This window comes from Glycomyces arizonensis DSM 44726 (genome assembly GCF_000482705.1).
GTDB classification, from domain to species: Bacteria; Actinomycetota; Actinomycetes; order Mycobacteriales; family Micromonosporaceae; genus Glycomyces; species Glycomyces arizonensis.
Genome location: NZ_AXWO01000031.1, coordinates 1 through 14,139, shown reverse-complemented (window position 1 = coordinate 14,139; position 14,139 = coordinate 1). Strand labels below are relative to the sequence as shown.

12 protein-coding genes and 1 pseudogene are annotated in these 14,139 nt (G+C 72.9%); 6 read left to right on the top strand and 7 right to left on the bottom strand.

Annotation, left to right across the window (positions count from 1 at the left end; genetic code table 11):
- Positions 1 to 28: 28 nt before the first annotated feature.
- Both H613_RS27505 and H613_RS0118090 read left to right on the top strand, forming a co-directional pair.
- Positions 29 to 1,177 (top strand): alpha/beta hydrolase family protein, encoded by a 1,149-nt coding sequence (locus H613_RS27505; protein ID WP_156926115.1) that lies wholly within the window; start codon positions 29 to 31, stop codon positions 1,175 to 1,177.
- A 332-nt stretch (positions 1,178 to 1,509) separates the two neighbouring features.
- Complete coding sequence (locus H613_RS0118090) at positions 1,510 to 4,131, top strand: beta-galactosidase (RefSeq protein ID WP_211234877.1); 2,622 nt, start codon at positions 1,510 to 1,512, stop codon at positions 4,129 to 4,131.
- Positions 4,132 to 4,170: 39 nt separating this feature from the next.
- Here the strand turns inward: H613_RS0118090 and H613_RS0118085 are convergent, their stop codons facing one another.
- The 3 genes and pseudogenes from H613_RS0118085 to H613_RS32810 form a co-directional block, all read right to left on the bottom strand.
- The gene (locus tag H613_RS0118085; protein WP_026924903.1) at positions 4,171 to 4,926 is read right to left on the bottom strand and encodes an SDR family oxidoreductase; all 756 of its coding nucleotides are present in this window, start codon (positions 4,924 to 4,926) and stop codon (positions 4,171 to 4,173) included.
- A gap of 97 nt (positions 4,927 to 5,023) precedes the next feature.
- Entirely contained in the window at positions 5,024 to 5,779 is a 756-nt protein-coding gene (locus H613_RS0118080) for an SDR family oxidoreductase (protein ID WP_026924902.1), read from the bottom strand.
- Positions 5,780 to 5,939: 160 nt separating this feature from the next.
- A pseudogene (locus tag H613_RS32810) lies at positions 5,940 to 5,996 on the bottom strand (hypothetical protein); the annotation flags it as partial.
- On the opposite strand from H613_RS32810, the gene H613_RS32220 reads away from it, so the two are divergent.
- Positions 5,971 to 6,120 (top strand): hypothetical protein, encoded by a 150-nt coding sequence (locus tag H613_RS32220; RefSeq protein ID WP_245598601.1) that lies wholly within the window; start codon positions 5,971 to 5,973, stop codon positions 6,118 to 6,120. The pseudogene H613_RS32810 and the gene H613_RS32220 overlap by 26 nt on opposite strands.
- Before the next feature lie 75 nt (positions 6,121 to 6,195).
- On the opposite strand, the gene H613_RS0118070 is transcribed toward H613_RS32220, so the two are convergent.
- Positions 6,196 to 6,906 (bottom strand): TetR/AcrR family transcriptional regulator C-terminal domain-containing protein, encoded by a 711-nt coding sequence (locus H613_RS0118070; RefSeq protein WP_026924901.1) that lies wholly within the window; start codon positions 6,904 to 6,906, stop codon positions 6,196 to 6,198.
- An 81-nt stretch (positions 6,907 to 6,987) separates the two neighbouring features.
- Between H613_RS0118070 and H613_RS0118065 the strand changes: the two genes are divergently transcribed.
- Positions 6,988 to 8,091, top strand: a complete 1,104-nt coding sequence (locus tag H613_RS0118065; RefSeq protein WP_211234876.1) for an FAD-dependent oxidoreductase — start codon at positions 6,988 to 6,990, stop codon at positions 8,089 to 8,091.
- 39 nt (positions 8,092 to 8,130) lie between these two features.
- Here H613_RS0118065 and H613_RS27500 read toward each other — a convergent pair whose 3' ends face one another.
- The 3 genes from H613_RS27500 to H613_RS0118050 all read right to left on the bottom strand — a co-directional run bounded on the left by H613_RS27500 (position 8,131) and on the right by H613_RS0118050 (position 12,010).
- Entirely contained in the window at positions 8,131 to 10,164 is a 2,034-nt protein-coding gene (locus tag H613_RS27500; RefSeq protein WP_084546745.1) for a glycoside hydrolase family 36 protein, read from the bottom strand.
- A gap of 65 nt (positions 10,165 to 10,229) precedes the next feature.
- Entirely contained in the window at positions 10,230 to 10,985 is a 756-nt protein-coding gene (locus H613_RS0118055; RefSeq protein ID WP_026924899.1) for an SDR family oxidoreductase, read from the bottom strand.
- Positions 10,982 to 12,010 (bottom strand): (R,R)-butanediol dehydrogenase, encoded by a 1,029-nt coding sequence (locus H613_RS0118050; protein ID WP_026924898.1) that lies wholly within the window; start codon positions 12,008 to 12,010, stop codon positions 10,982 to 10,984. The genes H613_RS0118055 and H613_RS0118050 overlap by 4 nt, the downstream gene beginning before the upstream one ends.
- 112 nt (positions 12,011 to 12,122) lie before the next feature.
- Between H613_RS0118050 and H613_RS0118045 the strand changes: the two genes are divergently transcribed.
- Positions 12,123 to 13,133 (top strand): LacI family DNA-binding transcriptional regulator, encoded by a 1,011-nt coding sequence (locus H613_RS0118045; RefSeq protein WP_026924897.1) that lies wholly within the window; start codon positions 12,123 to 12,125, stop codon positions 13,131 to 13,133.
- 209 nt (positions 13,134 to 13,342) lie between these two features.
- Positions 13,343 to 14,139, top strand: a 797-nt coding sequence (locus H613_RS0118040) for an enolase C-terminal domain-like protein (protein ID WP_026924896.1), incomplete at its 3' end; no start/stop codon positions are given.

Below are 14,139 nucleotides of genomic sequence, written 5' to 3'. Positions count from 1 at the left end.
CCTCCTTCGATCCCCTAGGACCACCGTGATGAAAACGGCCGAAACCGAAGCCCCGCCCCGCAAGCGCCGCCGCTGGCTCCGCGTCTCCGTCATCGCCCTCGCCTCGGTCCTCGTGCTGGCCCTCGGCGCGCTCGGCGGCGCGGGCTGGTACTTCTCCGGCGAGGTCGTCAACGTCGACCACGGGCCCGACGAATACTCGCTCACCGCCCTCGCCGTCGACGAGAAGACCGTGACCCTCCCACTCGGCAAGGACACCGAGAAGCCCGGCACCTGGGGCCTGGCCTGGGAGGACGGCCAGGCCGTCATCGGCGACATCGTCGAGGCCGACGACGAGACCGTCACCCGCTCGATCGAGAGCGTGCTCTTCGGCGAGCTCACCGAGGGCACCGCCGTCCGCATCGACACCTACGCCTACCGCGGCGACCCCGCCACCGCGCTCGGGCTCGACTACGAGAACGTCGACATCCCCACCGAACTGGGCGACGCGCCCGCCTGGTACCTCCCCGGCGAGAAGGCCACCTGGGTCATCACCGTCCACGGCCACAACGCCGAGCGCGCCGAGACCCTCCGCGCCGACGAGATCTACAACGTCCTCGGCTACCCCGTCCTCGCCGTCACCCACCGCAACGACGAAGGCGCGCCCGCCTCGCCGAGCGGGCTCCTCAGCCTCGGCGAGGACGAGAGCGACGACATCGTCGACGCCGTCGACTACGCGCTCGCCAACGGCGCCGAGGACGTCATCCTGCACGGCATCTCCATGGGCGGCGCGATCGTCGCCACCGCCGCCCGCAAGCTCGCGGGCACCGGCGAGGTCGCCGGCCTCGTGCTCGACTCGCCGGTCGTGGACTGGAACTCGACACTGGACATGCAGGCCGAGGACCGGAACGTCATCGCCCCGATCACCTGGACCGCCAAGCGCATCGTCGAGTTCCGCGCCGACATCGACCTCGACGACCTGGACCAGCGCAACTTCGCCGACGAGTTCGACATGCCCGTGATGCTGTTCGTCGACACCGACGACCACACCGTCGACCACACCGCCACGCTCGACTTCGCCGAGATGCTCCCGCCCGACCAGGTCACGGTCTTCACCACCGCCTCGGGCCACACCGCCTCCTGGAACGAGGACCCCGTCGCCTACGCCGGAGCCCTGGAGGACTATCTGGCCGCCCTCTAGCCCCTCGCCGCGCCTTTCACGGCGAGTGAGCCGGGCATGTGGGCACTGAGGGGCGCCGGCGCCGACCGCCGAGTCCCGCGGGAGCGGCGAGCCGGGTGGAACTTCTTTCACGTCTTGGCTTTTCAACCCTTTATCTATGGGTTAGATTTATGACCGTCGCAAACGAGAGTCGGCGTCCCCGCCGACGCCCGATCGCGGAGAGGTGGATCCGGCGTCCGCGGCCGCATCATCCCGCCGGTGATGCGGCCGGCACCCACCGCGACCGCGAACTGCTACCTCGGCCGGAAACACCTCTACGAGATGAACCTCCAAGGCGGAAGCGCTGGTGTCACGTGACTGATCTGTCCACTACGGATGTCGAAAGCGGCTCGGTTGGAAAAGCCTCGGCCGAACGCGGTTCGGTCGAGCTGGGGCCCGCGGGGCTCGTGCTCGACGGCCGGGAGGAGGCGCTGCTGTGCGCGTCGCTGTTCTACTTCCGCCTCCCGCGCGAGGTCTGGGAGTCGCGGCTCGCGCGGGTCCGCGCCACCGGCTACCGCGCGATCGACGTCTACCTGCCGTGGAACTTCCACGAGACGTCGCCGGGCGTGTGGGACTTCGAGGGGCGCAGGGACGTCGGGGCGTTCCTCGACCTCGCGCACGAGGCGGGCCTGGCGGTGATCGCGCGGCCCGGGCCGTACATCTGCTCCGAATGGGACGGCGGCGCCCTGCCCGCGTGGCTCCCGCTCGAAGCGGGGCTCGAACTGCGCCAGGCGGAACCGCGCTTCCTCGCGCACGTGCGGACCTGGTTCGACCGCGCCATGCCCCTCATCGCCGCGCGCCAGTGGGGCCGCGGCGGCAGCGTCGTCGCCGTCCAGCTCGAGAACGAGCTCGACTTCTTCGACACCCGCGACCGAGGCGCGTACATCACCGCGCTGCGCGACATGGCGATCGAGCACGGCATCGACGTGCCGCTCATCGCGTGCGCGGGCCAAGGCGACCTGGTCGGCGCGACCGGCGGCGTCGAGGGCGTCACCCCGGCGTTCAACTTCTACCCCGACGACCGCTCGCCGTTCGTCGAACCCGAGGTCCGCCGGTACGCGGACCTGATGGCCGATCGCGGCGAGCCGCTGCTGATCACCGAGACCAACCGGCGGCACGCGACGCTGCGGCGGCTGCTCGCCAGCGGGGCGACGCTGCTCGCGCCCTACCTCCAGGCCTCGGGCTTCGACCTCGGGTACACGCCGTCGGTCGGCAACTGGGGCGGCCCGGGCGGGTTCATGACCCACGACTACGACTTCAACGGCTACCTGTCACCGGTGGGCGAGGTGCGCCCGGAGGCGGCGGAAGCCCGCGTCCTGACCGCGTTCGCCCGAACCCTCGGCCCGGCGCTCACCCGGGCCACGGCCCGTGCCGCGGACGACATCGCACACGTGACCGTCCCGACCAGCGCGTCCGCCTCGCAGCTCGTCCTCGACGGCGGCGGCACCGTCACCGGCGTCCCGAACCTCGGCGGGGAACCCGGGACGGCGACGATCGCCGCCTCGGGGGACCTGCCCGAGATCGCCGTCGAACTGGAGCCCTCCTCGTGCGCGCTCATCGTCCGCGACCTGCCGCTGGCGCGCTTCGGCCTGCCGGGCACGCTGCGGTTCGCCTCGGCCGACCTCGTGGGCGCGGGCCCCGACGGGCTCGAACTGGCCGCCCGCACGCGCGGCGCGGTCGCACTCGATGGCGGCGACGGCGCTCAGCTCGTCGAACTCGACGCGCCCGCCCCGGGCGAGCCCGTGCGGGCGACCGTGCGCTCCGGCGACACCGAGTGGAACGTCGTGGTCCGCCATCCTGACGACGTGGACGCACCTGCGAGCGCCCCAGCCGCGACCGGTGAAGCGGAAGCCCTCACCGGCGCGGTCCGCCTCGACCTGGAGACCCGCTCAGGGCGGACGTCGGCGCACGAGTCGGCCCCCGCGTCCGAGACCGTGGGCGTCCACCGCGGACGCACCCACTACGCCGCGTCGCTCGCCGGGGTGCGGGAATTGCTCATCGAGGGAGCGGGCGACATCGTCGACCTCGCGCTCGACGGGCGTGCGCTGCCGAGCCGCGCGCCCTACGGCGCCGCCTTCCTGGTCCCGGCAGGCGGCGCCGACCGGCTCGACGCCGTCGTCGAGACCTGGGGCCACTCGAACTTCGACGACGCGCGCCTCCCCGGCCTCGCGCTCGGATCGCTGCGCGGCCTCGGACGCGTCCGATCGGTGGCCGCGCGCGAGGACGTCGGCGCGCTCTGGACCGTCGACGGCGGCGAGCAGTGGGCCGCCGAACCGGCGCCGCTGCGCGGGCTCGGCGGCTGGAGCAGCACCCGGATCGGGCGTCCGGCGACCTACCGGCGCGCGCTGCCGGTGGACGGATCGAGCCATCACGCGCTGCACCTGAAGGGCCTCACCGCGGCCTGCACCGTCGTAGTCGACGGCGAGACCCGCGCGGTGAGCCCGGACGACCCGTGGGTGCACCTGGCTCCTGGCGAAGGACGGGAACTCGCGGTCACTTTGGCGCACTGGCCGGGGTCGGTGGACGGCGCGGAACTACTCCGCCTGGCGCCGGTGGGGGAGTGGCGGGTCGAACCGCAGTCCGACGAGGCCCTCCTCGCCCTCGCCGGGCAGGAGGCCACCGGCCGGGACCTGGAGCTGCCGCTCGAACTCGCCCCCGGCGAGGAGACCTGGCTCGACCTCGCCGTGCCGCCGGGAGGCCGCTCCCTGCGGTTCGCGGGCGCGCAGGTGCGCATCAGCGCCTTCGCCCGCAACGAACTGCTCGGCCGCGTCTGGTTGGACGACGCGGCCCGCCCCGAGTTCACCGGCGGCGACCCGGGCCGGCTGTGGATCCCGGGTGCGTGGAACTCCGGCACGGTCCGGCTGCTGGTCCGAGGGACCGCCGGAGGGGAACCTCCGCGGCTCGAACGCGTGACCGCCGCCCCCGCACCGGAATGAGCCGAGCGGAGGCGCCCGCGGCCGCGGGCGCCTCGCACGTTACGCCGGGGGAGGATTCAAGGGAAGCCAGTCCTCGAGCCGCGTCTCGGAGATCTGCGCGCCCTCGACCGGGATCAGCGTCTTCTCATCGATCGGCGCACCGTAGTAGAAGGCGTCGTCGTCCCGGACGACGGTGCGGGCGTCGCCGCGGAACCGCAGGCCGCGGCGGACGAACTCGTCCAGCCCGAACCGCTCGGGACCGGCGACCTCGACGTCGCCGACCGGCGAGCCCTCCGCGGTGCGGGCCACCGCGGCGGCGACGTCCTCGGCGGCCATGGGCTGCACGAGGCCGCCGGGGAGCCGCACCGTGTCCCCCTCGGTGGAGATGTCGGCGATGCCGCCGAGGAACTCGAAGAACTGCGTGGCGTGCACGAGCGAGTACGGAATCCCCGAATCGCGGACGAGCTGCTCCTGGGCGCTCTTCGCCGCGAAGTACGGGATGTCCTGCGGGCGGTTCGTCCCCACGATCGTGAGCGCGACGTGGTGCCGCACGCCGGCCTCGCGCTCGGCGGCGAGCAGGTTGCCCGTCGAGGTCGTGAAGAACTCGAGTACCGCCTCGGCCTCGAACGAGGGCGAGTTGGAGACGTCGACGACGACGTCCGCGCCGGTGAGCGCCTCCGCGAGGCCCTCGCCGGTGATCGTGTTGACTCCGGTGCCCGGCGCGGCGGCGACGGCTTCGTGCCCGTCCGCGGAGAGCTTGGCGACCACCTTCGACCCGATGAGCCCGGTGCCGCCGATGACGACTGTCTTTGCCATTTCCTTGCCTTTCCGATTCGCGGAACGTCCTCATTGACGCTCGCAGGTCTGCGGGGGTGGTGCGCCGGTTCGCGGCGACGGGGGTTTCGTCGGGCGTTCAGCCGCCGGTGCGGCGGAGCCAGTCGTCGAGCCGCGTCTCGAAGAGCCGGGCGCCCTCGACCGGCAGCAGCGTCCCCTCCTCGATCACCGCTCCGAAGTACGGGGCGTCGTCGTCCCGGACGACGGTGCGGGGATCGTGCCGGGCCGCCAGCACGCGGCGGACGAACTCGTCCAGCCCGAACCGCTCGGGACCGGCGATCTCGATGTCGCCGTCGAGCGGCGGACCGACCGCGACCCGCGCGACCGCCTTCGCGACGTCCGAGGCCGCGATCGGCCGGGTGAGCGCGCCCGGCAGGCGCACCTGCGAATCCACAGTGGAGACCTCGGCGATCGTCCCGGCGAACTCGAAGAACTGCGTGGCGTGCACGAGCGAATAGGGCAGGCCCGACTCCCGCACGAGCGATTCCTGCGCGGTCTTCGCCTCGTAGTACGGGATGCCGTGCCTGCGGGTCGTCCCGACCGTCGTGACGGTCACGTGGTGCCCGACGCCCTCCGCGGTCCCGGCGGCCAGCAGGTTGGCGGTCGAGGTGGTGAAGAACTCGAACACCTCGTCGTCTCCATAGGACGACGGCGGCCGGGCCGAGTCGATGACGACGTCCGCGCCCGCGAGTGCCCGCGCCAGGCCCTCGCCGGTGACCGTGTCGACGCCCGTCCGCCGCGAGGCGGCCGAGACGTCGTGGCCGCCCGCCGACAGTTCCCGCACGATCCCGCTGCCGATGCGGCCGCTGCCGCCGATCACCACGAATCTCGCCATAGAGCCACCTTTCCACGCGCGCGTGCCGGTCGCCGTCCGTTTGTGACAGACGGATCCCCCAGCCGCACTGGCCCGCCCGGTCAGGTGGCGGCGACGATGACGCGGACGACAGCGCCTCCATCGCGTGCAGCGCCGCGGTGGCCACGGTGAGGGGGCCGCGCTCGCGGATGGCGTAGGCGAGCTGGAGGACGGTGGACCCGCCGTCAAAGAGCAGCACCTCGCCGTCGCCGATGCGCTCGGCCGCCCGCGCGCTGATGGCGGTCTTCTGGGCGGTGGACTCCCGCAACCGCTCGCCCAGCGACGACTCGGAGTGCGCGGCGGTGGGGATGGCGCCGCCGTAGGTGCGCGCGAGGCGCCCGTCGGCGTGCAGGCGCGCCAGTGGATTCGGCCGGTCAACCGATCGGTGGATGCCGTCCCTATGCGGCCGGCAGGTTCGCCTCGAAGCCGTCGAGCAGGTAGGCGAGCCCCGTCTCGAACGTCTCGGCGGCGTCGAGGTGCCTCGCCTCCTGCACGGCTTCGGCCAGCGTCTCGTAGCGGCCGGTCGCCAGCATCCGCTCAAGGTACGGTCCCGAGGCGGCCTGCCATTGGGACACGTTCTGGCCCGTGGCCCGTTCGGCGCGGCGCTCGGCGACCTCTTTGCGGACGGCGCCGTTGAGGAACAGCGACAAGGTCTCGGCGATCCGCATCGCCGTGTCGATGTCGGGGACGCCCGGGGCGGCCCGGATCGCCGCGAGCAGGGCGTCGCCGTGCGCCATGGAGGCCGGTCCGAGCCGGGGGCGGCCGCCGAGCAGGTCGGCGAACCACTCATGGGCCAGCGCCGCCTCGCGCATGCCCTGGGCGGCCGATCGCACGGCCTCGCGCCAGGTCCGCCCCGCGGGGGCCGGGATCTCGGCATAGACGGCGTCGACCATGAGCTCCAGCAGCTCCTCCTTGGTGTCGACGTACCGGTAGAGCCGCATCGGCCCCGCGTCCAGCTCGGCGGCGACCTTGCGGATCGAGACCGCCCCCAGCCCCTCGGCGTCGGCCAGGGCCACCGCCGCGGCCACGATCCGGGCCCGGCTCAGCGGGCTCGGGGCCGGACGCTCGGGCGGTTCGGGCCGCTCCCACACCGGTGTGCTGCTCGACAACTCGCACCTCCTCGGCCTTGTACCGTACACCGCCTCGAATGATACGGTGTATTTTTCAATACGATGTATCAAGGAGTGGTCATGATCGCCGTCATCGGCGCCGGCCCCGGCGGCCTCACCCTCGCGCGCGTGCTCCATGTCCACGGCATCGAAGCCGTCGTCTTCGAGCGGGACGCCTCCCGCGCCGCCCGCCCCCAGGGCGGCATGCTCGACATCCGCGCCGACAGCGGCCAGATCGCGATCCGCGAGGCCGGACTCGAAGCCCCCTTCCGCGCCGCGGCCCGGCCCGAAGGCCAGGACATGGTGCTGCTCGACCACACCGGGACCGTGCTGCTGCGCGAGGACACCCCCGACGACGCCCCGCTGCTCATGCCCGAGATCGACCGCACCGACCTGCGCGGCCTCCTGCTCGACTCACTGCCGGAGGGCGCCGTGCGGTGGGGCAAGGCCCTCACGGCGGCGGAGCCGCTCGGCGGCGGCGGGCACCTGCTGCGCTTCGCCGACGGCACCACGGCCGAAAGCGACCTGCTCGTCGGCGCCGACGGCGCGAACTCCCGCGTCCGCCCGCTCCTGTGCGGCGACCGCCCCGCCTATTCCGGACTCACCCACGTCGAGGGCGCCATCCGCGACGCCGACCGGACGCGGCCCGAGCTCGCGGCGCAGGTCGGCCGCGGCAACTACTGGGCGCTCGGCCCCGGCCTGCATCTCGCGGCCCAGCGCAACGGCGACGGCACCGTCAGGGTCGGCATCGGCGCCCGCTGCCCCGAAGGCGCCCTCGACGGCGTCGACGGCCCCGAAGCCGCGGCCGCGCTCCTCGACGGCTGGCACCCCGACATCGTGCGGCTCATCCGCGCCTGCGAACCGCCGTACGCGATCCGCTCGGTGAAGGTGCTGCCGATCGGCCTGACCTGGACCCCGCAGCCGGGCGTCACGCTCCTCGGCGACGCGGCGCACCTCATGCCGCCCACCGGGTTCGGCGCGAACCTCGCCATGCTCGACGCCGCCGAACTGGCGCTCGCCATCGCCGCCCGCCCCGGCGACCTCGGCGGCGCCGTGGCCGAATTCGAACCGGCCATGAGGGACCGCGCGACGGCCAGGGCGAAGCTGTCGACGTCCCTCATGGAGATGATGACGGCCGACGACGCGGCGCAGAACATGCTGCGGTTCTTCAGCGGCAGAGGATGAGACCCGGCGAACACCCTCGCGCCGTCCCCGACCGGTTCGTCAGCGTGCGGCGAAGATGCGGGCGGCTGGGCCCGCGGGGACTTCGATCGCCGGTACGCCGTCGGTGGTGCGGATCGTCCAGGCCGGTAGGGCGGACGGATAGATCTGTTCGAAGGTCCGGTCGCGCAGTCCCGGCAGGGTGGCCGTCGTGGCCGCGCCGCGGGACCACAGGGCGAGCAGTGATTCGGTGCCGGCGTCCAGTTGCAGTGCGATCAGGTCGTCCTCCCAGCCCGGGAGGCCGAATGGCCATACCGGATGGGCCCGGGCGATGCGGTGGCGCCAGTCTTTGTGGAGGGCGACGGCCTCGCGCACGAGCGCGAACCGCTCGGCGCCGAGTTCACCCAGGAACCCGGAGAGGTAGAGCCGGCCCATGACGCCCGCGGTCATCGCGAACGCCGTCTCCTCGATGCTCATCGACACGGCCGGATAGGCCCAGTTGCCGGCCTGTTCGGGGAGGACGCTGGCGGGTGCGGCGGCGGCGATCGGCGCGTACCGCCGGAAGTCCTGCTGGTCGCTGGTGGACTGGAGATGCGCGACGGACAGCAGGTGGTAGTCCATGCGCATCCCGCCGGAGGAGCAGCTCTCGAACAGGACCCCGGGGTGCCGCGCCTGGGCGTCGACCAGCCAGTCGCGGAAGGCGCGGGTGTGGCCCAGGAGGCCGGCGCCGGGCCCGTCGGCGTCCGCGTCCGTTCCGACTCCGGAGTTGATGTTGTAGTCGAGTTTGAAGAACGAGAGCCCGAATTCGTCCACGAGCCGGTCCACGGCCTCGTCCAGGTGCGCGCGCGCCGCCGGGTGGCGGAAGTCGAGCTGGAGGTGTCCGTTCACGCTGACGGGGCGTCCGAACCGCTGGAAGAACGCCTCCTCGGGCAGTTGCCGCGCCACCGGCGAGTCGATGCCGACCGCCTCGGGTTCGAGCCAGAGTCCCGGCCGCATCCCGCGGGCGCGGATCGCGTCGAAGACCGAGCTCAGGCCGCCGGTGAACCGCCCGGGGGCCTCGTGCCAGTCGCCGGCGTCCGTCCACCAGTTGCCCCCGCCGAACCAGCCGGCGTCGACGCAGTAGTACTCGGCGCCCGCTTCCGCCGCCGCCTCGATGAGCGGCAGTTCCTTCTCCGTCGACGGACCGGCCATGAGCGTGTTCATGAAGTCGTTGTAGACCACCGGAAGTCCCGCCTCGACCGGACGCGTCTGGCGGATGGCGCGCCGGTAGCCGGTGAGCGCCGCGAAGGCCGCGTCCCGTCCGCCGTCCGCGACGCAGAACCCGGCGGGCACCGTCGTGAACGACGCCCCGGGCGCCAGTCGCTCGGTGAACTGGTGGTGCAGGTCGGTCGGGCCGTAGACGCCGATGAGGACCGTGCCCTCGATCTGCGTCGTCTCCCAATGCCACCCGGCGCTGGTCTCGACCTGCCAGGCGAGCGAGGGCCCGCCGTCGGCCGCGAGGATTCCGGTCGGCAGGAACTCGCCGGTCGAGAAGGACCCGCGGCTGGTCACCGCGAAGTTCCCGCGCGGGCGCCGGCCGTGGAACTCCGCGTTGACATCCGGCATCAGCTCCGCGAGCGGACGCTGATGCCAGCGCCCTTCGGCGAGCCATTCGCTCTCGCCCCAGAGCAGGTCGCGCGCCCCGTCAGGGACCGCCACGAGCGCGGAGCTCACCGCGAGGACGACGAGGTCGTCCGCGGCGCCGTTGCGCACGGTGTGGCGGATCTGGACGCCCGGCCCGGCCGCTCGGAAGACGCTGGTCACCTCGAGGCCGCTCCGCGGATCGCGTTGGTGGATCCGCAGCTCCTCGCCGAGCGCTTCGTGACCGGTGTGGCGAAGCCGCTGGCCGGCCCCCCAGTGCAGATGGCTCTGGTCGTAGCGGGAGCGGCGCTCCCCGGCGGTGTCCACGTCGACGATCGCCGAGGGCGCGACCGCGGACGCCGCGTCCGGGTCGGCCGCCCAGTGGAGGAGACGGACCGGGTGGTCGTCGCCGTGGTCGAACCGCAGGTGCAGTCCGGGCTTGGCCCATTCGATGACGGGTCGGGCGGTCGCTGCCATTGTCTACTCCACTTCGGATTGTCGGTACAGACGGAGGCGGATCGGCCGTTTTCGCCGATCGGGCCCTAGCGCCCGAGCCAGCCGCCGTCGACGGGGACGACCGCGCCCGAGACGTAGTCGGCGGCGGCGCTGGCGAGGAACACGGTCGCACCGGCGAGGTCGCCGGGCCGGCCCCAGCGACCGGCTGGAATCCGCTCGAGGATGGCCCTGGACCGGTCGGGGTCGTCTTGCAGGGCTTGGGTGTTGTCGGTGGCGATGTAGCCGGGGGCGATCGCGTTCACCGTGACGCCGCGGGCGGTCCACTCGTTGGCGAGCGCCCGCGTGAGTCCCGCGATGCCCGACTTCGCCGCGGCGTAGCCGGGCACGTTGACACCGCCCTGGAAGCTCAGGAGCGAGGCGGTGAAGATGATCTTACCCCGGCCGCGCTCGAGCATGGACCGGCCGACGGCCCTGGCGAGGGCGAACTGGCTGGTGAGGTTGACCTGGAGCACTTCGTCCCAGTAGGCGTCCGAGTGCTCGGCGGCCGGCGCTCGGCGGATGGTCCCGGCATTGTTGACGAGGATGTCGACCGGTTCGGCGGCGAGCCCCGCGGCGAGGGCGGCGACGGCCTCGGGGTCGTTGAGGTCGGTCGGCAGGGCCCGGAAGGAGCGGCCGAGGGCGGACACCCGCCGCTCGATCGCCGAGCCCTCGGGTTCGAGGGTGGCGCTGACGCCGATGACGTCGGCTCCGGCCGCGGCGAGGGCTTCGGCCATGGCGAATCCGATGCCGCGCTTGGCGCCGGTGACGACGGCCAGGCGGCCGGTGAGGTCGAAGGGGTTCATGCGGGCTCCTGTCCGGCCTGGACGTCGACGAGGATCTTCATGGCCTCGCCGCGGGCGAGGGCGTCGAAGGCCGACTGGATCTCGCCCAGGGGCACGGTCCCGGTGATGAGGTCGTCGGCCGGGATGTCCCCGGCGTCGAGCAGCGCGACGGCCTTCTCGAAGTCCTCGCGCCGGTAGACGCGGGCGCCGAGGAGGCGCAGCTCGCGCCAGAAGACCCGCTGGAGGTTCACCGGGCGGGGCTCGGGGTGGATGGCGACGACCACGACGGTGCCCCGCACCTTCGCGTGGTCGACCGCGCCGAGCACGGCGGCGGGTGCGCCCGAGACCTCGAAGACCGCGTCGGCGCCTGCCCCTCCGGTCCACTCTTCGACATGGGCGACGGTGTCCTCTGCGGGGTCGAGGACGGTGAAGCCGAGCCGGGCGATGCGTTCGCGGCGCCCTGAATCCAGTTCGATCACGACGACGTCGCCGCCGAAGGCCCGGGCGACGGTCGCGATGAGGACGCCGATGGGACCGCCGCCGATGACGACGGCTTTCTGGCCGGGTGCGAGTTCGGAGCGGCGCACGTCGTGGACGGCGACGGCGGTGGGTTCGACCAGAGCCGCGTGCCGGAGCGAGAGCGAGGCCGGCAGCGGCACCAGGAGACCGGCGTCGACGTTCCAGCGGCCTTGGAGCGCGCCGGGCGAGTCGATGCCCACGAAGTCGAGGTTCTGGCAGATGTGGCCGTGCCCCGCGAGGCAGGCGGGGCAGGTCCCGTCCCAGGCCAGCGGCATGACGGTGACCGGGTCGCCGATCGCGTGGCCGTCGACGCCTTCGCCGAGCGCGGCTATCGTGCCGCTCATCTCGTGGCCGATGACCGCGGGGACGTCGACCCGCGCGTCCATGTGTCCGCTGAGAATGTGCAGGTCGGTGCCGCAGATCCCGTTGTAGGCCACGGCGATCTGCACCTGGCCGGGAGCCGGCGGGACCGGGTCGGCGGCGGCCACGGCCATCGTGCGGTTTCCGGTGTAGTACGCGGTGAGCACGGCGTCCTCCTCGGAACATGAGTTGAGCAATCGTTTGATCCGAGGATGTCACACGTCCCTCGAATGCGCAATCGTTTGTTCGCGACCGATCGGCATAGGCGATACTTGGCGGATGGCGAAACTCAGTGACGTGGCCGCTCGGGCCGGCGTGTCGGTGTCGGCGGCCTCCAGGGTCCTCTCCGGCGACCCCGCCGCGCGCCTGAGCGAGGAGACGCGGGAGCGGGTCCGCCAGGCGGCCTTGGAGATCGGCTACCAGCCGAACTTCGCCGGGCGCGCGCTCAAACTCGCGCGGACCGACGTCATCGCACTCGTCGTGCCCGACGTGACCAACGCGCTGTTCACCGAGCTCACCCGTGGCGTGGAGGACGAGGCCGTCGCCCGCGGCTGCGTCATGCTCCTGGCCCGCAGCGAGGACATGCAGCCGGGCGGCGAGATGTTCGGCCGCCTGGTCGGCGAGGGCCGGGTCGACGGCCTCGTCCTCCAGCCCCGGGACGGCGCGGACCCCAAGGCGCTCGCCGCGGCGCTCGGGAAGCGGTCGCCGGTGGTGACGATCCACCAGGCCCTCCCCGACGCCAGCTCGGTCGTCGTGCCGGACGCGCTCGCCGCCCGGCGGGCGGTCGAGCACCTGATCGCCTTGGGGCACGAGCGGATAGGTTTCGCGGGAGGGCTGACATCCTCGCCCACCGCGCAGCGGCGCGCCGAGGGCTACCGCGAGGCGCTCCGCGCGGCGGGCCTGCCGTACGACCCGGCACTGGTGACCTGGCGCGGCTACCAGGAAGCGGACGGGCGCGCGGCGGCGGCCGAACTGCTCACCAGGCGCGAACCGCCCTCGGCCCTGATCGCCGCGAACGTCAACGCGGCGGTGGGTGTCCTCGCGCAGTCCCGGGCCCAGGGCCTGGCCGTGCCCGAGGACCTGTCCGTGGTCGCGGTCCACGACGCGTGGACCGCCGAGCACACCTGGCCGCCGCTCACCTGCGTGCGCCTGCCGCTCTACGAACTCGGGCGGACCGCGGTCGAGGCGCTGGCGAACGCGATCGCGGGCGGCCCGGTCGCGCACCGCTCGGTCGACTCGCCCGGGCCGGTCCTCGTCGAACGCTCGTCCACGGCCCGTCCGCACCGCTGACCGGAACGCGGCGGCCCGGGTCTTGCGGCGCCGGGCACGAAGGGCTATCGTCGCCATGGTCAATCGTTTGCGCATCGAGAGGCCGCGGCACGAGCCCGTCACCTCGACCCCGTGGAGACGGTCGTCCGGCCGCCCCGCCTCCGCCGCGCCCCGACACGACCTCGCCGACGTCGGCTCCCCGAGACCGGCACCGGCGACAAGGAGCACGCATGCCCTTCATCGAAGCCGTTGAAGCCCACGACATCCGTTTCCCCACTTCGCTGAGCATGGACGGCTCGGACGCGATGAACGGGGACGGCGACTACTCCGCCGCCTACATCGTGCTGCGCACCGGGGACCCCGAGCTGTCCGGATACGGCTTCACCTTCACCATCGGCCGCGGCAACGACATCGTCACCGCCGCCGCCCTCCAGCGCGCCACGCACCTCGTCGCACGCGACGTGGAGACGATCGTGAGCGACCCGGGCGCGCTCTACCGGGAGTTCCAATCCGACTCGCAGATGCGCTGGCTCGGACCGGAGAAGGGCGTCGTCCACATCGCCCTCGCCGCGGTCATGAACGCCGTATGGGACCTCGCCGCCCGTGCCGCGGGCAAGCCGCTGTGGCGGCTGCTGTGCGAGATGACCCCCGAACAACTCGTGGACGCCGCCGACCTGCGCTACCTCTCCGACGCCCTCACCCGCGACGAGGCGCTGGCGATCCTGCGCGGCCGGGAGGCCGGGCGCGCGGCCCGCGTCGCCGAGCTCGAAGCGCGCGGCGGGTACCCGTGCTACACCACCAGCGCCGGATGGCTCGGCTACAGCGACGACAAGCTGCGCCGCCTCCTCCAGGAGGCCGTGGACTCCGGCTACCGGCACGTCAAGCTCAAAGTCGGCGCCGACCTGGACGACGACCGGCGGCGCCTGACGATCGCCAGGGAGATCATCGGTTGGGACGCCAAGCTCATGATCGACGCCAACCAGGTCTGGGACGTCCCCGAGGCCATCGAGTGGGTGCGGGCGCTCGC

Coding starts and splice junctions, on each gene's coding strand:
- H613_RS27505 (WP_156926115.1), top strand. CDS start 29: ATGAAAACGGCCGAAACCGAAGCCCCGCCCCGCAAGCGCCGCCGCTGG.
- H613_RS0118085 (WP_026924903.1), bottom strand. CDS start 4,926: ATGGCAAAGACAGTCGTCATCGGCGGCACCGGGCTCATCGGGTCGAAG.
- H613_RS0118080 (WP_026924902.1), bottom strand. CDS start 5,779: ATGGCGAGATTCGTGGTGATCGGCGGCAGCGGCCGCATCGGCAGCGGG.
- H613_RS0118065 (WP_211234876.1), top strand. CDS start 6,988: ATGATCGCCGTCATCGGCGCCGGCCCCGGCGGCCTCACCCTCGCGCGC.
- H613_RS27500 (WP_084546745.1), bottom strand. CDS start 10,164: ATGGCAGCGACCGCCCGACCCGTCATCGAATGGGCCAAGCCCGGACTG.
- H613_RS0118055 (WP_026924899.1), bottom strand. CDS start 10,985: ATGAACCCCTTCGACCTCACCGGCCGCCTGGCCGTCGTCACCGGCGCC.
- H613_RS0118045 (WP_026924897.1), top strand. CDS start 12,123: ATGGCGAAACTCAGTGACGTGGCCGCTCGGGCCGGCGTGTCGGTGTCG.